The sequence below is a fragment of the Pseudomonas sp. EA_65y_Pfl2_P74 genome (assembly GCF_963970575.1).
GTDB classification, from domain to species: Bacteria; Pseudomonadota; Gammaproteobacteria; order Pseudomonadales; family Pseudomonadaceae; genus Aquipseudomonas; species Aquipseudomonas baetica_A.
Map to the genome: position 1 here is coordinate 44,612 of NZ_CAXAOQ010000007.1, position 23,876 is coordinate 68,487.

At 58.2% G+C, this 23,876-nt stretch carries 15 protein-coding genes; 6 read left to right on the forward strand and 9 right to left on the reverse strand.

Annotated features, from left to right (window positions below; genetic code table 11):
- Positions 1-40 precede the first annotated feature (40 nt).
- Together AACY18_RS06980 and AACY18_RS06985 are read right to left on the reverse strand one after the other, a co-directional pair.
- Entirely contained in the window at positions 41-4,762 is a 4,722-nt protein-coding gene (locus tag AACY18_RS06980) for an NEL-type E3 ubiquitin ligase domain-containing protein (RefSeq protein ID WP_339433668.1), read from the reverse strand.
- 52 nt (positions 4,763-4,814) lie between these two features.
- The gene (locus AACY18_RS06985; RefSeq protein WP_339433669.1) at positions 4,815-7,538 is read right to left on the reverse strand and encodes a hypothetical protein; all 2,724 of its coding nucleotides are present in this window, start codon (positions 7,536-7,538) and stop codon (positions 4,815-4,817) included.
- Positions 7,539-7,726: 188 nt separating this feature from the next.
- On the opposite strand from AACY18_RS06985, the gene AACY18_RS06990 reads away from it, so the two are divergent.
- The 4 genes from AACY18_RS06990 (at position 7,727) to AACY18_RS07005 (ending at position 17,146) form a co-directional block, all read left to right on the forward strand.
- The gene (locus tag AACY18_RS06990) at positions 7,727-10,039 is read left to right on the forward strand and encodes a YgiQ family radical SAM protein (RefSeq protein ID WP_339464589.1); all 2,313 of its coding nucleotides are present in this window, start codon (positions 7,727-7,729) and stop codon (positions 10,037-10,039) included.
- Between the two features lie 363 nt (positions 10,040-10,402).
- Entirely contained in the window at positions 10,403-13,678 is a 3,276-nt protein-coding gene (locus AACY18_RS06995; RefSeq protein ID WP_339464590.1) for a transglutaminase family protein, read from the forward strand.
- An 88-nt stretch (positions 13,679-13,766) separates the two neighbouring features.
- On the forward strand, positions 13,767-16,253 hold the full coding sequence (locus AACY18_RS07000) for a circularly permuted type 2 ATP-grasp protein (protein ID WP_339464591.1): 2,487 nt from the start codon (positions 13,767-13,769) through the stop codon (positions 16,251-16,253).
- On the forward strand, positions 16,253-17,146 hold the full coding sequence (locus AACY18_RS07005) for a transglutaminase family protein (RefSeq protein ID WP_339431779.1): 894 nt from the start codon (positions 16,253-16,255) through the stop codon (positions 17,144-17,146). The genes AACY18_RS07000 and AACY18_RS07005 overlap by 1 nt, the downstream gene beginning before the upstream one ends.
- Positions 17,147-17,274: 128 nt before the next feature.
- Here AACY18_RS07005 and AACY18_RS07010 read toward each other — a convergent pair whose 3' ends face one another.
- On the reverse strand, positions 17,275-17,454 hold the full coding sequence (locus AACY18_RS07010; RefSeq protein WP_339431780.1) for a hypothetical protein: 180 nt from the start codon (positions 17,452-17,454) through the stop codon (positions 17,275-17,277).
- Between the two features lie 68 nt (positions 17,455-17,522).
- The gene (locus AACY18_RS07015) at positions 17,523-18,110 is read right to left on the reverse strand and encodes an LOG family protein (protein ID WP_339431781.1); all 588 of its coding nucleotides are present in this window, start codon (positions 18,108-18,110) and stop codon (positions 17,523-17,525) included.
- Positions 18,111-18,453: 343 nt separating this feature from the next.
- On the opposite strand from AACY18_RS07015, the gene azu reads away from it, so the two are divergent.
- On the forward strand, positions 18,454-18,900 hold the full coding sequence (gene azu, locus AACY18_RS07020) for an azurin (protein WP_339431782.1): 447 nt from the start codon (positions 18,454-18,456) through the stop codon (positions 18,898-18,900).
- A 183-nt stretch (positions 18,901-19,083) separates the two neighbouring features.
- Positions 19,084-19,377: a hypothetical protein gene (locus tag AACY18_RS07025; protein WP_339431783.1), complete on the forward strand. Its 294-nt coding sequence runs from the start codon at positions 19,084-19,086 to the stop codon at positions 19,375-19,377.
- A gap of 110 nt (positions 19,378-19,487) precedes the next feature.
- On the opposite strand, the gene nadE is transcribed toward AACY18_RS07025, so the two are convergent.
- The 5 genes from nadE to AACY18_RS07050 all read right to left on the reverse strand — a co-directional run bounded on the left by nadE (position 19,488) and on the right by AACY18_RS07050 (position 23,711).
- Positions 19,488-20,315 carry an ammonia-dependent NAD(+) synthetase gene (gene nadE, locus AACY18_RS07030; RefSeq protein ID WP_339464592.1) on the reverse strand — a complete coding sequence of 276 codons (828 nt, stop codon included), beginning with the start codon at positions 20,313-20,315 and terminating at the stop codon, positions 19,488-19,490.
- A 4-nt stretch (positions 20,316-20,319) separates the two neighbouring features.
- Complete coding sequence (gene pncB, locus AACY18_RS07035) at positions 20,320-21,543, reverse strand: nicotinate phosphoribosyltransferase (RefSeq protein ID WP_221733073.1); 1,224 nt, start codon at positions 21,541-21,543, stop codon at positions 20,320-20,322.
- A 49-nt stretch (positions 21,544-21,592) separates the two neighbouring features.
- Positions 21,593-21,847, reverse strand: a complete 255-nt coding sequence (locus AACY18_RS07040; protein WP_339464593.1) for a hypothetical protein — start codon at positions 21,845-21,847, stop codon at positions 21,593-21,595.
- Entirely contained in the window at positions 21,840-22,109 is a 270-nt protein-coding gene (locus tag AACY18_RS07045; protein WP_339431786.1) for a hypothetical protein, read from the reverse strand. Before AACY18_RS07045 ends, AACY18_RS07040 begins: the two co-directional genes overlap by 8 nt.
- Positions 22,110-22,244: 135 nt before the next feature.
- Positions 22,245-23,711, reverse strand: a complete 1,467-nt coding sequence (locus tag AACY18_RS07050; protein WP_339464594.1) for an alanine/glycine:cation symporter family protein — start codon at positions 23,709-23,711, stop codon at positions 22,245-22,247.
- Between the last annotated feature and the right edge of the window lie 165 nt (positions 23,712-23,876).

Sequence of the window (23,876 nt, forward strand, 5' to 3'; positions counted from 1 at the left end):
CTGGCCGAAATCATTCGGCCAGCGCTCCTCTTTTTGCGTGTTATTCAGTTGTGCCGTCTGCCTCCTCGTCAGTGTTGGTGGCTGGATGCTCGCTCAGTTCCTGTCGGGACAACGACTCGATCAGTGCCTCTTCCTCGGTCGCCAGTGATTTTTGCAGCGCCCTGGATTGTGCGTCGTAATCGTTAAACCCAAGCGTGTTAGCTACGTGCGCGTCGTCGAGGGTGGCTTGTCGATCCTGGAACGTCTGGCGGTGCGCTTCGAATTGTGCCCGGTACTTATGAGTGATGAATTCCTGCCAGAACTCCCTCGACACCAACGCCTTGAATTCTTCAGGGGAGTTATCCATAGCGATGACTTTTTTGTACGCGGCATTCAATTGCGCTTTTGACACATTGGCCAGCCGGGCAAATCCCATTTGTTCGGGTTGTCCCGGCAGTTGCAGCCGGTCTTTCAGGAAGTATCGATAGGCGAGTCTGATTTCGACTTCCTCTGACACGTGTGGCGCTGGAGCGGCCGCGCCCCTCTGAGGCCCCCTCGCTTCGATGATTCTTGCCTCACGCTGCGCAATGTCCGCCGATGCGATTTTGTCGACTTCATGCAAGCGGAACAACGCTTTGGAAAGCGCAGACAATTGCGGGCCCCGTGCTTCGTCTTGAGCCTGGGCACGCGCATCGTGCGCCATTGCCCGGGTTTCCAGATTAGCGAACGTGAAGGCTGCCCGATCACAGCAGGCCGCTTCGCCGGCCCGATCAAATACCTCCTTGCGCAGGCGTTCGGACGCCGGATTGTTTTCGGTAATGCTGTCGATCAGCTTCCAGACCCGGCGCTGAAGCTCATTGTGGCCGTCGGGAACCTCGAGCAAGCGTGCAAGCGTATTGAACAGACCATCCGAGCGTTGTTCATCACGCAGTGTTTGCCATTGGACTCTTCTGGCTGATACCTGATCTTCCGATAGCCCTATTGTCCAGCGCGTCATTGGATCATTTGCCGCAATCCGGATGACTGCCCGGACATGGCCGCGCGCCGTAGCGACCAGATCGCGCTGGCTGGTCATCGGTATCTGGGCTTCGATAAGACGGTTGTTGTATTGTTCCAGCCGCGTGCGGGTGGCCGCTGACAATGGATTGTTAGTGATGCTGGTCACGTTATTGACCCGCGCACTGTTGGCGAGTCGTTCAGCCGGCGGGGTTATGACCGCATCGGGGATTTCCTCGATCCGGTTGTTGTTCAGATTCACAATGCCCAGCAGTGGCTGATCGGCGAGCCCGGCAGGGAAGGTGTTGATGCCTGTGTTTGCCAGATCAATCTCGCGCATGTCGGTTATCAGGGTGAAGTCCGGGGTGATACCGAGTTGCGGATTTTCGTGTAGCCACAAGGCTCGCAATGTTGTGCGCTGCGACAGAACGCGGGCAGTGTCGGCGGTCAGGATAATCCGGTTGTTCTGCAGAAACAGGCGAGTCAGCCCATTCATTTCTCCAACTGCTGGAGGCAATTCACGCAATTGGTTGTGCGAAAGATCCAGCCAGCGTACATGGCGAAAATGGGTCAGAAAACCTTCTGGCGAGGTGCTCAGATTCATGTTGCTCAGTTTGAGCGAGCCGACGTGACTGAAGTCCGCGTCGATGTCTGGCAGGCTCGGCAGGCGCAGGCCGCCGAGATTCAGTTCCAGGCCGATGGGTGTACCGTCATTGGCATGTTTTTGCGGTGTTTCCCCCCTCCAGCAACTCAGAATCCGCTCACTTGCCACGACACGGTCAGGACGGGTTCGCGCGTTGACCGCTAACTGATTCGCCCGAATGTAGCCCCCGCGGTTGCCGCCTCCAGAAAAAACCCAATCGTCGAGCTGACTTTTCAGTACGCGGTGTTCCCGTTCAAGACTTTGGAGTTTCGTTGCTGCCGCGGTTTCACTCTCAAAGCTCCAGAGGTATTCCCTGCACTTCTTGATGTCCTTGCCTGGAAATAATCGCCGATACCGCTGCGCCGGGGAGTTGTCGGTATCAAATATCACTCCATGGTAAGAGGTCAGCAGATCGGGGTGTTCCTCGTTCACTCGACGCCAGTAGTCGTCGAATTTTCTCCAGTAATCGGCAGGGAAATGGTTGCCACCGAGTGACGCGGCTCTATTGATCCGGGCGATCGTCAGCAACTGTTCAGGCGCAGGATTGATAAATGCCTGCGGTACTTCATTCAAGCGATTATTGTGCAGATCAAAAATGAGCAGCCCGGTCTTGTCCTGCAATCCAGTCGGCCATTGATTGATTCCCGTGTTATTCAGCATCAGGTATTTCAGCTTGGACATCTTGCTGAAGTCAGGGGTTAGCGTGAGCGTTGGGTTGTCAGAAAGATTGATGATCTCCAGATGACTCATGGCGCTGAGCGTTGCAGCGCTTTGCTCGTCCAGTGCAAGGTAGTTGTTGCTCAGGTTCAGATTGTTCAATTTGTCCATCGCGCCAATTTGCCCGGGTAACGTTTCAATCCTGGATCGGGTAATGGACAAACGCTCCAGATTGGGAAAACCGGACAGAAATGTATCGGCATCGCCCGACCAGATAACAGCGCTGAGACTGAGTTGCTTTACATGACTGAAGTCCACGCTCAGGGCCGGGAGTGGCGCGTTGATGGAAGGCAGCTTGAGTATTTCGTCCGAGTCCTGAAGCCAGCAGTTCTTGAGGGTTTGGGCGACACGTTGCGCCTGTATTTTCGCCGGCGTGTCGACGGCGGACGGCTCGGGTTGACTGTCGGCGACATAGGCATCGAGCTGGCTTTCCAGTACATCCAGTTCCTGAAGGCGTCGACCCAGTTTGGCTTCTGTCTCAGGGTCCAATCCGATAAAAAACTCTCTGGCCTCTTGTGCCGACTTGTCCGGGTACAGCCGCTGTACGTTGGCGACCTCCGGGATATCACCGTCAAGCCTGAACGCACCGGGCAGGCTGTTGGTGCCCAGCCCTGGATGATCGGCTGTGACACGTTGCCAATACAATTCAAGCGTTTTCCAGTAGCCGGCAGGGAATGGGTTGCCCTCAAACAGCGTGACGCTGTTGATCCGGGCGATCGCTTCGAACTGATCAGGGGAGGGGGAAAGGATGGCCGATGGGACTTCTGTCAGCCGGTTCCTGCGCAGGTCGACGTGTTCGAGTCCGGTCTGGTGCTGCAAGCCGATAGGCCACTGATCCAATTGTGTATTGCTCAGGTTCAGGGTCTTGAGTTCGCTCATGCCGGTGAAGTCAGGTGGCTTGCCCAACGGGTTGTCCGACAGATCAAGGTTCTTGAGTTGGCCGAGTGCGCTCAGTTTTGCCGCGGTTTGTGCATTGAGCACAATACGGTTCGAACTCAGATCCAGTGTGCTCAGGTGGGGCATATGAGTAACGGCGGCGGGCAGTGTATCGAGCGAAGAGTGGGTCACTGTCAGACGCTCCAGGCCGGAGAATCCACTGAGGAATGTATCGGCGGTGTCTGACCAGGTGACGGCGTCCAGATCCAGGCGCCGGATATGGCTGAAATCCGCTGTTAATGCCGGTAGCGTTCCATCGCCCGGCTCAAGTCGAAATGTATCCCCTGTCTGCTGGCGCCAGCAGCGCTTGATGTCATTGGCGACCTGTTGCGCCCAGCCTTTTGCTGTTGCCTGGGGCGAAGCGGTGGACGTGTTTCTGATCCAGATCTTCAGTTCGGCCTTGAGTGTCTTGTAGTCGGTTTCGCGACGGGTCAAGACGTCGCGGACATCACTGCCCAGTGAGCGGATAAAGTCTCTGATCTGATCCTCGGTGTGATCCGGGAACAGTTTTCGGGCACGGGACTCTGGGCTGCGCAGTCGAGTGAGCATCAGCGAGAGTCTTTCCGGCAGGCTCAGGGATGCTGTGGGGTTGGCGTCACTGCGCACCATCCCGCCGGCACCGGCTACCGTAATCCCGACCCAGCCTTGTATGGCATCGAAAACGATGGGCTCCGACCTTCCCGGGCGTGTCGCGACATACAGATTGCCGTTGTCGCTGGACACAGGATCTTCGCCTCGCACGATACGCATTACGGTGGCCAGCGGGGTTGATGCGTCTGGATCGTGCAGTACCTGGTACGTGTGATTCTCGATCACCACGTAGAGTTTGCCGTCGAACTGATGCAGGCCATTGCTATCGGGTGTTGCGTCACTCAAGTCCAGCCCGGTGCGGAAAGCCTCCAGGCGTGTGGAAGATAACGCAAAGGTAATGGGCTCGAAGTCTTCCAGCGGGTGCCACAGGCCGCTGGCGGTGTCACGCAGCATCACCGGACCTGTTGGTTTCGACTCTTTCGCCAGGGCGGCCCGGTACAGTCCCGTGTCCGGATCTTGCTTGACCGGCACGATGGCGCCCCCCGGCTCGTCGACGTATCGGCGCCCCCTGTATGTCCTGAAACCCTCGGCATCGGCGGCCGCCAACGTGGGCGGCGCGCTGATCCGGTAATGCTCCAGCGACTCCACAGCGGGTGTGGGGGTGGCACCGAGCGTCATTGTTTCAGTTGTTTCGTGAACCGTGATCTGTGGTGCCGGCCTGATTGCATCGAGATCGACACCGCCGGTGTTTCTGCCCGATACCGTCGGATTGTCACCCAGGTGCAGGGGGGGCGCGCCAGTGTTGATGCGCGGCGTATTTTCTTGCGGCGATGGGCCTGGGCGATGGTGTATATCGACAGTGGCGTTGCCTCTGACGGGTGGTTTTGGTGACATTCTTTCTTCCTTGATGGGGTGTTTATCCGCGCCCGCGAGGGCGTGCTGATAAGCGTTCGGCGTCATTGCCTGTTTGTACTGGGGCTACATCAAAGCCTGCTGTTCGGGCTTTGCGCATTTACTCGGAGGCTGCGGCGTGACTGTCTGCCAGGGCGAATATTTTGCTCGCTGTTCTGCCATCGAACCTTTGCCGCCAGATGCCGACGTGCGGCAAACCGGCCCGTTCATCTCGGCGCTGAGACTCGATACCTCGTCTGCTTTGTTCAAGCGTCTTGAGATGAGCGCCATCGACCTTGAAGCTCAGAGGCAGGCTCTTCTCGGCGTCGTAGTGAAAATGCGCGTGCCACAACGGCGTGTTATCGGCGCTGTCGCTGATCGAATAAACATCCAGAAACGACCTTTTCTGGCCTTTTCCCGATTGTTTGCGATCAACGATCTTGCTTGCCTTGAGCTCGTTACGATCCAGCAGATAGTTCAGGCGCATGATGTCCAGCACGTCTTTGTTCTTGTACATCCGCACCAGCGTTTTCTGGCCTAGTTCTGTCAACGAAACGGCGGCGGCCCGCAACTGTCCGGCCAGGTTGATGATCACTCGATCTTCAACATCTGTATCGTGGTTTTCCAGTTGCCTTGCCTGTTGATTGAGCAGATCGGTTTCCTTGCCCAGATCTTCGACGATCTTTGTCGGGTTAGTGTTTTGGGCTTCTTGTGTTCTCGCGTTGGTCGCGTGATCTTCGACCCTGGCCAGTAACCGGTTCGCCTCGCCAATGAGTTGTGGCCGTGGCGTTCGGATAAGCGGAGGAAGCACGGGCAGCCATTCGTCTTCTATTTTTTTGTAGCGCCTGGGAGGCGAATCAGGTCGCAGCAGGTCGGGAACCTTGATGGTGATGGTGCCGTCCAGTGCGGTTTCCGTTTCCCCGACCAACACTCTGTAAGTGCCGTGCTGACGGGTGCGGAATATTTTCCTGGCGCGCGCGGGAGGGGCTGACGCCTCGTTGATAGGTTGCGGCGGGATAAAGTCGAAATCAATGTCTTGGTCGAGGCTCGGCAGATCGTGAGCTCGCTCGGACGCGTCAAGAATTTCGGTCAACTTGTTTTCGATTTTTTTCTCGATGGGATCGATCAGGGTAACGATCTCCCTGATGTATTCGGCGTTGGGATGCTCCGCGGCCAGCAGTGTTTCAAAGCGGGTTTTATCTCCCTTGATTTGATCAAGGGCCAACAGCAGTGCCATTGGATGCTCTCGTTGCGGAGCGTTTTGCAAATCTCCGGTGATCAGATCGATGGCCGAGAGCGAGGGCATGGTCGTGTTTGGCGCATGGTCGGGAGTGTCCGCAAACAGGTGAACGTAAAGGGTCAGTTTGTTGAAGTTGATGCGCTCGGTATCGTGCACCTGGAGGCGTAGTTCGGCGAGTCGAGGGGCTGCTCCGGGTGAGGCTTTTCTGATCTGCTCCATCACCGCCTGGCGCTCTTCGAGAAACTTCAGTTTCTTGTTCAGATGTTTGATGGTTTTCTTGCAGTTTCCGGCACTCAAATCTGTCACCGAAGGCCGGACCCTGAGATCCATGACGGCCATCAGTCTGTTGAGATATTCCACGCGTTCTATCCGGAAGGTATGCAGCTCTTCCTTGAACACCCCGCTTGCTTTGACGAGGGGGAGCCAATCCTTGTTATCAACGAGCGACTGAATAAAGTCCGTCTGTTTTTTGATGTGCTTGAGCAGGTGTACCTCAAGCGCGATCAGGCCCGCCGTTTTGGCCGCGCCATCCGGCAAGTCGCGGACCTGGCCCCAAAGTGTGTCGTAATGTTCAGATGATTCGGTCAGAGCCCGGTGAGCATCCGCGAAAGGTTGGTAACGTTGCATCAGAAGCGCCAGGTTGGCTTGCAGGCCCTCATTGCGGCGCATGCCGCCCCTCAAACCCGTGAGGATGGAAACCCAGGTGTTCTCCTCGCTCCGAATGATCGCCCGGGTTTCGCCACTGCGACTGGCGCGGTAGATGTTCGCGCTATCGGAGGCAACGGGATCCTTGGGGTTAACAATGCGCCACACCTTTTGAGTCGGCGTGGACGCGTCAAGGTCCTGCATGACCTGATACGCGTGGCTGTCGATGACCACATAGAGCTTGCCGTCGTGGCGAAACAGGCCGTCACTGCCAGGCTCGACACCGCTGAAATCCAGATCCGAGCGAAAAGCGTTCAGCCTTGCCTGCGTCAGTGGGAGCCTGCTTGAGTCAACGTCATTGAGCGGATGCCAGAGGTCGCTGTCGGTGTCGCGCAGCAATACCGGACCGGAGGGAAGCAATTCGCTCGAAAGTCGCGCCCGATACAGTCCGGTGTCCGGATCCACTGCGACAAGAACGGTACCGCCATCGGGCACGTCGACATACCGGCGTTTGTTGTAAACCCTGAAACCTTCGCTGTTGGCAGCCGGTAACCCTTTCACGGCTTTGAGCCAGTAGTTCTTCAGCGGCTGATGGATGACGGAAGGCGCTGCAATGGGAGACGGCGTCAGATGAATCATGACGGCAGGGGCCGGTAGTATTGCGTCAAGGTCTGTATCGCCCGGCAGTCTGGCCGGCGGCTTCGCAGGGTCGACAGCGATCCATGGATCGAAGACTTTGCGGCCCGCAGCGTCAGGATGCGGTGCGTCGATGTCCGTTCGTCGATTCGGTCTGATATGGACATCCACATTCAAGTGGGGGCCATTACGAGGTGGTTTTCCTGCCATGTTTTTCATCCTTGAAAAATGCCCTCCGGCTTTCGCGCAAGGGCTTGTTTTATTTGGCATCGTGCCGGTTTGCATGATTGCGCAGGTGGCGGTGGAGCTGTCGGCAGCACCCATCCATGAGCGCCTGACTGGCGTTTGGCATCATTGCCAGTGTCTGGCGGGTCGAAAGCCGCCGTAGCCTTTTCTGCTTGAAGCACAGAAGAGGGGGCTGAGATTAACAACCGACCATTGCCGTCGGAATTGGTCAAATTTTGTGCTATATTCCGCGCCCGCGATTTTTCATCTCAACACCGGTCGTCGACATGCAAGCAGCCAAGCCGTTATTTGACTATCCAAAATATTGGGCCGAATGTTTCGGGCCAGCGCCATTCCTGCCAATGAGCAGGGAGGAGATGGATCAGCTTGGCTGGGATTCGTGCGACATCATCATTGTTACGGGAGATGCCTACGTCGATCACCCGTCGTTTGGCATGGCAATCATTGGCCGGCTGCTGGAGTCTCAGGGCTTTCGCGTCGGGATCATTGCGCAGCCGAACTGGCAGTCCAAAGACGACTTCATGAAGCTCGGCGAGCCGAACCTGTTCTTCGGGGTCGCGGCCGGCAACATGGATTCGATGATCAACCGCTACACCGCGGACAAAAAGATCCGTTCCGACGACGCCTACACCCCGGGCGGCATGGCTGGCAAACGTCCGGATCGCGCCAGCCTGGTTTACAGCCAGCGCTGCAAAGAGGCGTACAAACATGTGCCGATCGTGCTCGGCGGCATTGAAGCCTCCCTGCGCCGTATCGCTCACTACGATTACTGGCAGGATCGCGTGCGCAACTCGATCCTGATCGACGCCAGCGCCGACATCCTGCTGTACGGCAACGCCGAGCGAGCCATCGTTGAAGTCGCGCAGCGCCTGTCCTACGGTCACAAGATCGAAGACATCACCGACGTGCGCGGCACCGCGTTCATTCGTCGCGATACGCCGAAAGACTGGTACGAAGTCGATTCCACACGCATCGACCGTCCGGGCAAGGTCGACAAGATCATCAACCCGTACGTGAATACCCAGGACACCCAGGCCTGCGCCATCGAGCAGGAAAAGGGCCCGGTCGAAGATCCGCAGGAAGCCAAGGTCGTGCAGATCCTGGCCAGCCCGCGCATGACCCGCGACAAGACCGTGATCCGCCTGCCGTCGGTTGAAAAGGTTCGTGGTGATGCCGTGCTTTATGCCCACGCCAACCGCGTGCTGCACCTGGAAACCAACCCGGGTAACGCCCGTGCGCTGGTGCAGAAACATGGCGAAGTCGACGTCTGGTTCAACCCGCCGCCGATTCCGATGACCACTGAGGAAATGGACTACGTGTTCGGCATGCCTTACGCGCGCGTTCCGCACCCGGCGTACGGCAAGGAGAAAATCCCGGCCTACGACATGATCCGTTTCTCGGTGAACATCATGCGTGGCTGCTTCGGTGGCTGCACCTTCTGCTCGATCACCGAGCACGAAGGCCGGATCATCCAGAACCGTTCCGAAGAGTCGATCATTCGCGAAATCGAAGAGATCCGCGACAAGGTGCCAGGTTTCACCGGTGTCATTTCCGACCTCGGCGGCCCGACCGCGAACATGTACCGCATCGCCTGCAAAACGCCGGAAATCGAATCCGCGTGCCGCAAGCCGTCCTGTGTGTTCCCGGGCATCTGCCCGAACCTGAACACCGACCACTCGTCGCTGATTCAGCTGTACCGCAGTGCCCGTGCGTTGCCGGGTGTGAAGAAGATTCTGATTGCTTCCGGCCTGCGTTATGACCTCGCGGTCGAGTCGCCGGAGTACGTCAAAGAGCTGGTGACCCACCACGTCGGTGGTTACCTGAAGATCGCCCCGGAACACACCGAGGAAGGTCCGCTCAACCAGATGATGAAACCGGGCATCGGCAGCTATGACAAGTTCAAGCGCATGTTCGAGAAGTACACCAAGGAAGCCGGGAAAGAGCAGTACCTGATTCCGTACTTCATCGCTGCGCACCCGGGCACCACCGACGAAGACATGATGAACCTGGCCCTGTGGCTCAAGGGCAACGGCTTCCGCGCTGACCAGGTGCAGGCGTTCTACCCGTCACCGATGGCCACCGCCACCGCGATGTACCACTCGGGCAAGAACCCGCTGCGCAAGGTCACTTACAAGAGCGACGGCGTGACCATCGTCAAGAGCGAAGAGCAGCGTCGTCTGCACAAGGCGTTCTTGCGTTACCACGACCCGAAAGGCTGGCCGATGCTGCGTGAAGCGCTGACCCGCATGGGCCGTGGCGATCTGATCGGACCGGGCAAGGATCAACTGATCCCGCTGCATCAGCCGTCCACCGACAGCTACCAGAGCGCCCGTCGCAAGAACTCGACGCCGGCTGGCAGCCATAAAGTGGCGAAAGAGGGCAAAGAGAAAACCACCAAGATGCTCACCCAGCACACCGGTCTGCCACCGCGTGCCAGTGATGGTGGTAATCCGTGGGACAAGCGTGAACAGGCCAAGGCGGCGGCGTTCGCCCGCAACCAGCAGGCCGCCAAGGAGCGCAAGGACGCGGCCAAGGGCAAAGGGCCGAAACCGGCGCGCAAACCGGTGGTGCCACGCTAAGTCGCTTTTTAGCTCAACAGAACGCCAACCTTCGGGTTGGCGTTTTGCATTTCAGGGCTCGGGAAATGTGGTGAGGCTACTGACGCCTTCGCGAGCAAGCCCACACAGGAGATTTGTGGTCGGTTTCAATATGTGTATTCAACACCAATCCAATGTGGGAGCGGGTTTGCTCGAGAAGAGGCCAGAACAGGCGACCTTGATCACATGCCTGCCACAAATAGAAGCAAACTCCCCAAACCATTTCCCCGCATTGCCCGATTTTGGTGCTGTACTGCCCAAAGCATTCCGGGAAAGCGCCCAAGCCTCTGTATGGCATAAGTCTTGCGCGCTTTCGAATACGCTTAGGCTCGCAGGAGGCACGCCGTGTCGATTCATGTCGCATTGCATCACGTCACGCATTATCGCTACGACCGCGCTGTCGAACTCGGCCCGCAGATCGTTCGCCTGCGCCCGGCCGCCCACAGCCGCACGCGAATTCTCTCGTATGCGCTGAAAGTCTCGCCCGAGCAGCATTTCATCAACTGGCAGCAGGACCCACAGGGCAATTACCTGGCGCGATTGGTGTTCCCCGAGAAAACCGATGAGTTGCGCATCGAGGTCGATCTGCTGGCCGAAATGGCCGTTTTCAATCCGTTCGACTTCTTCCTCGAACCCTATGCCGAGAAAATCCCCTTCGCTTACGCCGCCGATGAGCGCAAAGAGTTGGCGCCGTACCTTGAAACCCTGCCGCTGACGCCGACTTTCGAAGCCTATCTGGACGCGATCGACCGCACGCCGTTACCGGCCGTGGACTTTCTGGTGGCGCTCAATCAGCGTCTGAGTGAAGACATCGGCTACTTGATCCGCATGGAGCCGGGTGTGCAAACCCCGGAGCACACCCTCGAACACGCCTCCGGCTCCTGCCGCGACTCGGCGTGGTTGCTGGTGCAACTGCTGCGCAACCTCGGACTGGCGGCGCGTTTCGTTTCCGGTTACCTGATTCAGCTCACTGCCGACGTGAAGAGCCTCGACGGTCCCAGCGGCACCGACGTCGACTTCACCGACCTGCACGCCTGGTGCGAAGTGTATTTGCCAGGTGCCGGCTGGATCGGCCTGGACGCCACGTCCGGGCTGTTCGCCGGCGAAGGGCATATCCCGCTGGCCTGTAGCCCCGATCCCTCCTCGGCGGCACCGATCAGCGGCATGGTCGAACCTTGCGAGACGCAATTGAGCCACGAAATGTCCGTGGAGCGAATCTGGGAGGCGCCACGCGTTACCAAGCCTTACACCGATGAGCAGTGGCTGGCGATTCAGGTACTGGGCCGGCAGATCGATGCCGACCTGCTGGAAGGCGATGTGCGCCTGACCATGGGCGGCGAACCGACCTTCGTGTCCATCGATGACCCGGATGGCGCCGAATGGAACACCGCCGCGTTGGGGGCGGACAAACGTCGGCTCTGCGCCGAACTGTTTCAGCGCCTGCGCAAGCATTACGCGCCGAAGGGGCTGGTGCACTTCGGTCAGGGCAAGTGGTACCCCGGCGAGCAACTCCCGCGCTGGTCGCTGAACTGCTATTGGCGCCGCGATGGTGCGCCGATCTGGCACAACGATGCGTTGATCGCCGACGAGCAACAGGATTACGGCGCCGATGGCGAGCTGGCCGGACGCTTTCTGGCGAGTGTCGCCGAACGCCTGAAACTGCCCACACATTTTGTATTCCCTGCCTATGAGGACAATTTCTATTACCTCTGGCGCGAGGGTGCGTTGCCGAGCAACGTCAGCGCCGAAGATTCGCGTCTGGAGGAGCCTTTAGAACGCGCACGCCTGCGCAAGGTCTTCAGCCAGGGTCTGGATAAAGTGATCGGCCAAGTGCTGCCGCTCGCACGCACCGCTAAAGGTGATCAATGGCAGAGCGGGCGCTGGTATCTGCGCGACGAACATTGCCGTCTGGTGCCGGGAGATTCACCGCTGGGCTACCGCTTACCGCTCGGTTCGCAGCCCTGGGTGAAGGCGGCGGAGTACCCGTTCATCCATCCCCAGGACCCGAATCAGGACTTTCCCGAACTGCCGGATGCCGCGCAACTGAACAGTCACGGTGAGCCCGCCACGGTTGACGAGCGCACACCGAAAATCGACGAGTCCGCCGATTGGCTGACCCGCACCGCGTTCTGCGCCGAAGCCCGCGAAGGGCGGTTGTACCTGTTCATGCCGCCGCTGGAACGGGTCGAGGACTATCTGGAACTGGTCGCGGCCATCGAGGCCACCGCCGAAGAACTGCACTGTCCGGTGCTGCTGGAAGGCTACGAACCGCCGAGCGATCAGCGTTTGAGCAACTTGCGCATTACCCCTGATCCGGGCGTGATCGAAGTGAACGTGCAGCCTTCTGCGACCTGGGACGAGTTGGTCGAACGCACCGAGTTTCTCTATGAAGAAGCGCGGCAAACCCGCCTGACCACCGAGAAGTTCATGATCGATGGCCGCCACACGGGCACCGGGGGCGGTAACCATTTCGTCCTCGGCGGCGCGACACCGGCGGATTCGCCGTTCCTGCGTCGTCCGGATCTGCTGCGCAGCCTGATCAGTTACTGGCACAACCACCCGTCGTTGTCGTATTTGTTTTCCGGGTTGTTCATCGGCCCGACGTCCCAGGCGCCACGGGTCGACGAGGCACGCAACGACGCCTTGTACGAGCTGGAAATTGCCTTCGCGCAGATGCCGGCCCCGGGTGAAGAATGCGCGCCGTGGCAGGTGGATCGACTGCTGCGCAATCTGCTGATCGACGTCACCGGCAATACTCACCGTGCCGAATTCTGCATCGACAAACTCTATTCACCGGATGGCGCCACCGGGCGCCTCGGATTGCTGGAATTGCGCGCCTTTGAAATGCCACCGCACGCCCGCATGAGTCTGGCCCAGCAACTGTTGTTGCGAGCGCTGGTCGCACGGTTCTGGCGCGAGCCTTATGCGCCGCCGAAACTGGCGCGGTGGGGCACTGAACTGCACGATCGTTTCCTGTTGCCGCACTTTATCGAACAGGATTTCGCCGACGTCATCGTCGAACTCAACAACGCCGGTTATCCGTTGCGCGCCGAGTGGTTCGCGGCGCATCTGGCGTTTCGTTTTCCCAAGGTCGGTGACTACGCCGTCAATGGCATCGAGCTGGAACTGCATCAAGCGCTTGAACCGTGGCATGTGTTGGGCGAGGAGGGTACGGCGGGTGGCACGGTACGGTACGTCGATTCATCGCTTGAACGTTTGCAGGTCAAGCTCAAGGGCTTGCCGCCGCAGCGGTATCTGCTGACCTGCAACGGCATTGCCGTGCCGTTGCACCCGACCGGGCGTGTGGGCGAATTCGTCGCGGGTGTGCGCTATCGGGCCTGGCAGCCGGCCAACTGCCTGCAACCGACCATCCCGGTACACGCGCCGCTGGTGTTCGACCTGCTCGACACCTGGATGCAACGCTCGCTGGGTGGCTGCCAGTACCACGTCGCCCACCCCGGCGGGCGTAATTACGAGACGCTGCCGGTCAACGCCAACGAAGCGGAGAGTCGGCGCATGGCGCGTTTCTTCCGTATCGGACACACACCGGGGAAACTTCCCATACCTGATCTGACAATCTCCGACGAGCTACCGATGACGCTCGATTTACGACGTTTCTAGATCGTGCGCGACGCCCGGATTTTTCGTATATCCGGGCGTCATGTGCCTGCGTTAGTCTGACCGTTCCTTGCTGTCTGCCGAGCTTTCCATGCCTGACCTGCTAGACCGCTACCCGCTGACGGCGGGCACCTACCACGAACTGCTCGATGGCAGTGGTGCGGTGCGCCCGCACTGGCAACGCCTGTTCGACCAATTGCAGCGCAGCAGTCCGGCGCTACTGCTGCAGCGTCAGGCGTTGCTGGCCCGGCAGATTCAGGAAAACGGTGTGACTTACAACGTCTATGCCGACCCCAAAGGGGCCGATCGCCCGTGGGAGCTGGACCTGCTGCCGAACGTGATCGCTGCGGATGAGTGGCAGCAATTGTCGGCGGGGATCGCTCAGCGTGCGCGACTGCTCAATGCGGTGCTGGCGGATCTGTACGGCCCGCAACGGCTGATCAGGGAAGGCCTGCTGCCGGCGGAACTGGTGTTCGGGCACAACAATTTTCTCTGGCCGTGTCAGGGCATCGCGCTGCCGGAGCAAGCCTTTGTGCATCTGTACGCCGTGGATCTGGCGCGCACCCCGGACGGGCGCTGGTGGGTCACGGCGGATCGCACTCAGGCGCCGTCCGGCGCCGGTTATGCGCTGGAAAACCGCACCATCGTGTCGCGGGCGTTTCCCGAGTTGTACCGCGATCTCAAGGTGCGGCATCTGGCCGGTTTCTTCCGCACCCTGCAAGAAACCCTGGCTCGTCAGGCGCCTTGCGATGACGACGCACCGCTGGTGGTGTTGCTCACGCCGGGGCGCTTCAACGAAAGCTATTTCGAACATTTGTATCTGGCCCGCCAGCTTGGCTATCCCTTGGTCGAGGGCGGCGACCTGACGGTGCGCGATGCCACGGTGTACCTGAAAACCCTCAGTGGTTTGCGCCGGGTGCACGCGATCATGCGTCGGCTCGATGATGACTTCTGCGATCCATTGGAGCTGCGCACGGATTCTGCACTCGGTGTGCCGGGGCTGCTGGAGGCGGTGCGTCAGGGCCGGGTGCTGGTCGCCAATGCGCTTGGCAGCGGCGTGCTGGAGTCCCCGGGGTTGCTGGGGTTTTTGCCGAAGATCAACCAATACCTGTTTGGCGAAGAACTGATCCTGCCCTCCATCGCGACCTGGTGGTGCGGTGAAGCGCCGGTGTTGGCCCAGGCTTTGGAAAAACTGCCGGAATTGCTGATCAAACCGGCCTTTCCCTCGCAAAGTTTTGCACCGGTATTTGGCCGTGATCTGAGTGATAAGCAGCGCAAGAGCTTGTCCGAGCGCATGCAGGCACGGCCTTACGCCTATGTAGCGCAAGAATTGGCCCAGCTGTCCCAGGCACCGATCTGGCAAGCCGAAGACGGCCAGTTGCAGCCCCGCGCCATCGGGATGCGCATGTACGCCGTGGCCGGTAGTGACGGGTATCGGGTGCTGCCGGGTGGTCTGACCCGAGTGGCGGCCGACGCCGATGCCGAAGTGGTATCGATGCAGCGCGGCGGGGCGAGCAAGGACACCTGGGTGCTGGGTGATCGAGCGCCAAGCGGCGAGCAATGGAAGACTCAACGCAACGTCGGTGTACACGATCTGGTGCGACGCGACCCTTACCTGCCGTCGCGGGTGGTGGAAAACCTGTTCTGGTTTGGCCGTTACTGCGAGCGTTGCGACGACAGTGCGCGACTGCTGCGGATCATGCTGGCGCGTTACGTCGACGGCGATGACCCGCAAGCCTTGCTGGCCGCGGTCGATCTTGGTGAACGGCTGGCGCTGTTGCCGGACGAAGGTGAGCTGCCAGAGCGCTTGCTGGCTGCGTTGCTCGGCGAGGACTGGTCGTTCAGCCTGCGTTCCAACTTGCAACGCCTGCAGTGGGCCGCTTCGCAGGTGCGCGGCAAGCTCTCGCGGGAAAACTGGCAGGCGCTGGTGGAATTGCAGCGTGAAGCCACGCAACTGGATACCGACGAGCCGGACTTCGGCGAGTTGCTGGATTTCCTCAATCGTCTGGTGATGTCGCTCGCTGCGCTGTCCGGGTTCGCGCTGGACGACATGACCCGCGATGAAGGCTGGCGCTTTCTGATGATCGGCCGGCGCATCGAGCGTCTGCAATTTCTGAGCAGCAGCCTGGCGGCGTTTCTGCGTGGCGCAGGGGCGTTCGATCAGGCGGGGCTTGAATGGTTGCTGGAGTTGGGTAACAGCAGCATCACTTACCGCTCGCGCTACCTGGCGGTGGCGCAGTTGATTCCTGTGCTCGACCTGTTACTGCTTGATGAGCAGAACCCGCACGCGGTGTTGTTCCAGTTGAAACTGGTGACCCGCACGTTGAAGCGTTTGAACGATGATTTCGGTGTGCCAAGGGAGGCCGGGCTGGCGCAACTGGTCGAGCGACTGGGGCGTTTTGATCTGGGGTGTCTGGAGAATCCGTTGTTTGGTGAATCCAGCGTGCGGTCGGCGCTTGAGGGGCTGGCGGATCTGCTGCAGGAGGTCGCCGACGCCAGCGGGCAAGTATCGGATCGTCTGGCCCTGCGCCATTTCGCCCATGTCGATGATGTCAGCCAGCGCACGGTGTCCGTCTGATGAACGCGCATTACCAGATCTTCCACGACACCTGTTATCACTACGACAGCCCGGTGTCCCTTGCGCAACAACTGGCGCACCTGTGGCCGCGTGAGTGCGCCTGGCAACGCTGCACCGAACAGCAATTGCTGATCAGTCCAGAGCCGACCGCGCGTCGTGATGAACAGGATGTGTTCGGCAATCCATTGACCCGACTGGCGTTCGAGCGGCCCCACGATGAATTGCAGGTCAATGCCCGGCTCACGGTTGAAGTGCTGGCGCGGCCAGTACTGGATTTCAATCAATCCCCGGCGTGGGAACTGACGCGCAATGCGCTGACCTACAGCAGCCAGCCGCTGCCCGCCGACCTGCTTGAGGCGTGCCGTTACCGATTCCAGTCACCGTATGTGCATCTCAAGCGCAGCTTCGTCGAGTTCTCGCAAAGTTGTTTCCCCCCAGGCAGGCCTTTGCTGCTGGGCGTGCAGGACCTGATGCAGAAGATTTTCAGCGAGTTCACCTTCGATGCCGAGGCGACGCAGGTAGCGACGCCGCTGGTGGAGGTTCTGGAGCGTCGACGTGGGGTTTGTCAGGACTTCGCTCATCTGATGCTGGCGTGCGTGCGATCACGCGGATTGGCGGCGCGTTACGTCAGCGGGTACCTGTTGACCCAGCCGCCTCCAGGGCAGCCACGGTTGATCGGCGCCGATGCGTCGCATGCCTGGGTTTCGGTGTTTTGTCCGGTGCTGGGGTGGGTGGATTTCGATCCGACCAACAACGTGCAGCCTGCGCTGGAGCACATCACGTTGGCGTGGGGCCGGGATTTTTCCGATGTGTCGCCGTTGCGGGGAGTGATTCTGGGCGGCGGGAGTCATGATCCGGATGTACGGGTCACGGTCATGCCACTGGAGTCATAACCATCAAATGTACGAGCGGGCTTGCTCGCGAAGGCCATTTCCCAGTGACATTCAGGGGTGAATGTCACGACGCTTTCGCGAGCAAGCCCGCTCCCACAGGAACTCTGTTCAACAATTGCGCAAACGGCTCAGGCGTCTGGCGCCAGATCTTTCGGTGCATCAACATCATCATCTGTCGCCACTTCACCGTCAGGGTTCAGTGCTGCTTCTTCAGCCATTTGTTTCTTGCGCAGAAGCTTTTCCTCTTTCTTCTTTTCCTTTTCCAGGTCTCGTTGACGTTTGGCGAAGGAGTAATTGGGTTTGGCCATGGGCGATCCTCTGGGGTCGAAGGTGAGGTTGAGCGGCGCGTATTCTGCCCTGTATCGATGCCTGACGGTTAGCCGGGTTTTTGGTCGACCCACTTTGGCGTGACGGTCGGCCTCCATTGATCGAGGGCATCGAGCAGCGTTTGTGGCGATTCGCTCACTTGCAGCATGTCACGGTGTGGCCCGCGAACGAAGCCTTCGCCGACGATGTGGTCGAGAAATGCAGTGAGTTTGCTGTAAAAGCCGTTCACTTCCAGCAGGCCCAGCGGTTTGCCGTGGTAGCCGAGTTGGCCCCAAGTCCAGACTTCAAACAGCTCTTCCAGCGTGCCGAGGCCGCCGGGCAGGGCGATAAACGCGTCGCTCAGTTCAGCCATGCGTGCCTTGCGGGCGTGCATGCCATCGACGACTTCAAGGCGAGTCAGGCTTTTGTGGCCGATCTCCTTGTCCATCAGGCTTTGCGGAATGATCCCGATGACTTCGCCGCCGGCGGCCAGCGCGGCGTCCGCCACCAGGCCCATCAGGCCCACGGCGCCACCGCCATAAACCAGCGTCAACTTGCGCTCGGCGAGGGCTCTGCCAAGGGCCTGGGCGGCTTCGGTGTAAGCCGGATCAGTGCCAGCATTGGCACCGCAAAACACACAAACGGATTTCAGGGACATGCCTTTCTCCTGGGGCGATCAGTCGCACAGGGTAATGGCTGGCACGCCGCGCTCCAAGGTCTAAACTTCGCGCTGGGGTGTTTCGCAGGTGCCGCTGGCACCACAGGCATACGCGGCAAGCAGGCTGCACAACAGGCTGTTAAAGATCATGACTGGCACTCCGTATCAATGAGATGCGCCGATCATAGGTTCTGCCGGCTGATCTGGCCGTTAGATTGTCTCGATGAGTCTCATAGCCTGAAAGTTGTATACAATTTTTGACTCAAGTCATAGGAACTTGCGAAGATTTCAGGCAGTCTTCCAACCATTAGTGTTTTTGTTAACCCTGCCTTGGAGATTCACCATGTTTTCCAAAGTTGTTGCGGTATCCCTGCTGGCGCTGGCCAGCAGCCAATTGATGGCTGCCGAGTGCAAAACCACCGTTGACTCCACCGATCAAATGTCCTTCAACACCAAGGAAATCGTGATCGACAAGAGCTGCAAGACGTTCACCGTCGAACTGACTCACTCCGGCAACCTGCCGAAGAACGTGATGGGCCATAACCTGGTCATCAGCAAAGTGGCCGACATGCAGCCGATCGCTACCGACGGCCTGGCGGCTGGCATCGACAAAAACTACCTGAAAGAAGGTGATGATCGCGTGATTGCGCACACCAAGATCATTGGCGCTGGCGAGAAAGACTCGCTGACCTTCGATGTATCGAAACTGGCTGCCGGCACCGATTACGGCTTCTTCTGCTCGTTCCCGGGCCACATCTCGATGATGAAAGGCACCCTGACCCTGAAGTAAATTGCAGAGATACCTGTCAGCAAAGAGCCGCTGTAGTTCGCTACAGCGGCTTTTTTATGTCTGAACCGTTTGTCGGGTTCTGCACTGAACCTGTAAGTTCTGACAGTAGACGCAGTTTTACTTCGAGGTTCAAATCTCCAGGCGTCGCGCTTGTCGTGCGACATGAGAAAGAAGGAGAAGGCCATGACCGATAACGTTGAAGTCAATCAGCTGGAAATTACCAAAGTCACGGATTCGAAGGGCAATCTGATTGAGCGGGGGGGTAAAACCTCTGATCGGACATTGATTGTCTATGGGAAAGCCTATCGTCAAGCGGAGGTAACCATTGAAGATGATTTTCTCTTCCGTGAGAAAGTGACCACGGATCCTACAGGGGGATGGGGGGCTACGCTTAAAAAACTGCCGGTGGGCGAGCGTTACCTTGAAGCGGTGGTTGACGGAAAGCGTTCGCAGAGCTGGATTTTATATATCGTGTGACAGCGTTCAGTGATGGCTTTTGTCATCGAAGCGAGCTTTCTATCCTTTACTAGGTGAGGCGCTCTTAAAAAGCGCCTCACTGATACTCAAGACATCAAGACATCAAGACATCACGGCGCAAACGGCATCACGCGCTTGTGATGGGTCTTGTTGTAGGTCGCGACGATGATGTCGAAGGCTTCTTCACGCACCGCCTCGCCATGCAGGAAGGCATCGATCTCGGCATACGTCACGCCGTGGGACGCTTCGTCCGGCTTGCCCGGCGACAGGTCCTCCAGATCCGCAGTTGGAACCTTCTCAACCAGCGACTCCGGTGCACCAAAGTGGCGGGCAATCGCGCGCACCTGGTTTTTTACCAAACCGCTGAGCGGTGCCAGGTCGCAGGCACCGTCGCCGAACTTGGTGAAGAAACCCAAAACCGCTTCCGCCGCATGGTCAGTGCCGATCACCAGCCCCTGCGCCGCGCCAGCGATGGTGTACTGAGCCACCATCCTCATCCGCGCTTTGGTGTTGCCGAGGACGAAATCCACCGACACCGCGTGTTTGCCTTCAAACGCCGCGACTTCACTGGCCAGCGACTTTACTGCCGGACCGATATTGACCGTGTGGCGCTCGTCCGGGGCGATGAAATCCACCGAGGCCTGGGCATCGTGTTCGTCGAACTGGGTTTCGTACGGCAGGCGCACGGCGATGAACTTGTAGCGGTTGTCGCCACTGCGCTCACGCAGCTCGCGCATGGCGCGCTGTGCCATCAAACCGGCGGTCAACGAGTCGACACCGCCGCTGATGCCCAGCACCAGGGTCTTGAGTCCGGAATGGGTCAGACAATCCTGGATAAAGGTGATGCGCCGGGCAACTTCGGCCTCAAGGGCCTGGTGGTTGGCGAACGGCGGCTGGACCTTGAGCTGTTCAGCAATCTCACGCTGTACGGCTTGCATGAATTCACTCCTTGCTAGATGGACTGGAATCGGCAGGAACCTGGAAAACATGTCGCAAATAGGCGACGAAATTCGGGTCTTTGCATTGCGACTTGCCTGGCTCGTCGGAGATCTTCGCCACCGGTTGGCCGTTGCAGGCGGTCATTTTAAGCACGATGCTCATCGGTTCGACACCCGGAATGTCACAGGTCAGGTTGGTACCGATGCCGAAGCTCACGTTGATCCGACCGTGCAGCGCCCGGAATATCTCCAGCGACTTGGGCAGTGTCAGGCTGTCGGAGAACACCAGCGTCTTGCTCATCGGGTCGATACCGAGCTTGTGGTAATGGGCGATGCACTTTTCGCCCCACACCACGGGATCTCCGGAATCGTGGCGCAAACCGTCGAAAAGCTTGGCGAAGAACAGGTCGAAGTCACCGAGGAAGGCATCGGTGGTGATGCAGTCGGTGAGGGCGATCCCCAGCAGACCACGGTACTCGCGCACCCAACAGTCGAGCGCGGCAATCTGGCTGTCGATCAGCCGCGGGCCGAGTTGCTGGTGCGCCATGATCCATTCGTGGGCCATGGTGCCTAGCGGCTTCATGTCCAGTTCGCGGGACAGGTGCACGTTGCTGGTGCCGACGAAACGCCCGGGGAAATCGTGCTTGAGCACGTTCACCACTTCTTCCTGCACGCGGTAGGAGAACCGGCGACGGGTGCCGAAATCCGCCACCTGCAATTGCGCCAGTTCGTCTGCCGAGGCGTTGGCGGTCAGCCAGTCGAACTTGCGGTAGAGCTGCTCACGCGCTTGTTCGAGCACGGTTTCGCGGTAGCGATAGCGGTTGCGCACTTCGCTGACGATGGCCAGCAGGGGCACTTCGTAAAGGATCACATGCAGCCACGGCCCACGCAGGCGGATGAACAGCTCGCCGTTCTCGATGCCGGTGTGCACATAACGCAGGTTGAAGCGGAACAGCCCGAGAAAACGCAGGAAATCCGGTTTAAGGAAGGAGATGCGCTCAAGAAAACTCAGTTGATCGGCGCTCAGGCTCAGCTCGGCCAAACGCTCGATCTGATAGCGAATCTCCGCCAGATACGGGCGCAAATCTTCGCTGTTACGGCAACGAAACTCCCATTCGACTTCGACGTTGGGGTAGTTGTGCAGCACCGCCTGCATCATGGTCAGTTTGTAGAAGTCGGTGTCGAGCAGGTTCTGCACGATGCGATCGGCAAACACACTCTCGCTCATAACGGGTCTCCAGGTACGCCGCGCCGTTGCGCGGGCTCAATCAGTGGCGCTAGTGGCGCATATCAGCGGTGGGGATTGCCAGCGCTTTTTTGCTTTCAGGGGAAAGATCCTCTGATGGTATACATCTCAGCCCACAGAACTTATACGTTTTCGGTTGCACCTCCAGCGCGGCTTGAATGACCTCTTCAAGTCGGTCACCGCTTTTTAAGTAGTCAGCCAATAGAGAGTGTTTTGGTATTAAATTGATTTCAACTGCTTTAATCAAAGCGGCTCTGAGCATTTCGTGGGTGACGATTTTATACATGAATGACACCGCCTTTGAAGGTGATCTGTTCCAGCGTGTCGACGCCGTCCTGAAGTAATACGTAAGCCGGAAGTATCAGTCTATAAAAGTCAGAATCATTGGTGCCTTTAATGGTAACTAAAGTGAATGACTCCAAGAGTCCGGTGGCGGCGCGAATTCTGAAACAGGCATCTTCAAATAATTGGTTGGGCGTGGCGTGTGAATCTATGAAGTATGTAGGGTTATTGGTTGCATTTGCTTTTAGGGGGCAAAAACGATTCATGGGGTAAAGTCCTTCCGTTTGTTTTAGGCGTGACAGATCGAAGGGTTTATAGTTCTTTAGATATGATGTTTGCAGTGTGTTGGTGTAGTTGCTGCAAAGCCATTAATTGTTTTAATGGCTTTGCACCTGCCCGGTCTAAGCCTGTATGGGCTGTTTGCTTACGCTTGAGGAAAGAGCGGGTTCGCTACGAATCATTGTGCCTGAGCCGTCGTGCTGCGGCGGCCACGCTAAAGGATCAAGATCCAGATCAAGGAATTTGCTTGGGTCGAACACAGGCGTCTTGATGCCAGCACGGCGTTGTTCGTCGTAGTCGCGCAGAACACGCATGCTGATGTTGAAGAGCAGAAACATGGCTACCAGGTTGACAAGCGCCAGCAGCGTCATGGTGATGTCTGCAAAAGCCAGAACAGTCGACAGATCTTCGACGGAGCCCCAGAACACCAATATCAACACAAGCACACGATAGAAAATCAGCATTTTTCGAGGTTCATCCAACATGAACCGCAGGCTGTTTTCTCCCAAGTAATAGTTGTAAAGCATTGCCGTGAATACGAATAAGGCAAGCACCACGCTGATAAACATCCGTCCCCATTCCCCGACGATGGCTGCCAGCGAGTTTTGTGCCAGAGCAATCCCGTCACCTTCAAATCCCGGTGTGTAGAACCCTGATAGCAAAATCAGGAGCGCAGTACAGGTGCAGATTACGAATGTATCGATGAACACACTCAGTGCTTGTACCGCGCCTTGTGCAACCGGGTGGTCGATCTTCGCGACTGAGGCGACATTGGGAGCACTGCCCAGTCCTGCCTCGTTGGAAAAAACACCGCGTCTGACACCCATGATGATTGCGCTGCCCACCAATCCACCAAACGCCTGATCCAGACCGAATGCGCTTTTGATGATGGTCATCAGCATTGCCGGAACCTGATCGAACTGCAGAACGATCACATAGGCTGTTACGCCGACGTAGGCGAGAACCTTTATAGGAACCAGAAGGTCGGCTACTGCCGCGATACGTTTTATCCCGCCTACGAAGACAGCTCCCAGCATGAAAGAAATTGCGAGCCCCGACCACATAGGCGGCAGGCCAAACGCATTTTTTAGCGAGTGTGATACGGCATGGGACTCGAGACCATTGATTGCAAAACCAAAGGTCACCAGCAATAACACGGCCGCGACCAACCCGAGCCAGCGCTTGTCCAGACCGTGCTGGATGTACCAGGACGGCCCACCTCGATACAGGCCTTTGCCATCGCTACGTTTATAGAGTTGTCCCAACGTGCATTCGAAGAAGCTGCTCGACATGCCCAGAAGAGCGGTCATCCACATCCAGAACACTGCACCGGGTCCACCCATGCTCACTGCAATCCCCACCCCGACGATATTGCCGGTACCGACACGTCCGGCAAGGCTGAGTGTCAGCGCCTGAAATGAACTCAATTGATGGCTGTCGGTATGCCAACTGCCCCGCAAAATACCGAACATATGGGGGAAGTATCTGAGCTGGACAAATCCTGAGCGGACAGTGAAATAGACTCCCAGTCCAAGAACCAAAGGTATCAATACCTTGCTCGACAGAAAGTCGTTGATGACGTCTAGCATTCGAAGCTCCTTGCTATTTAGAGTGCTGGCGAATTAATGGTGTTGTCAGTCCTGAAGCCTTTCAGGACTCGTAATATCCAGCCGTATTTCAATTGATGCAATTTCGCAAGTTGCTTAAATGTGATGCGAGTTGCTGCTATGGTTGCTGTCTCTTGATTTTTGTTG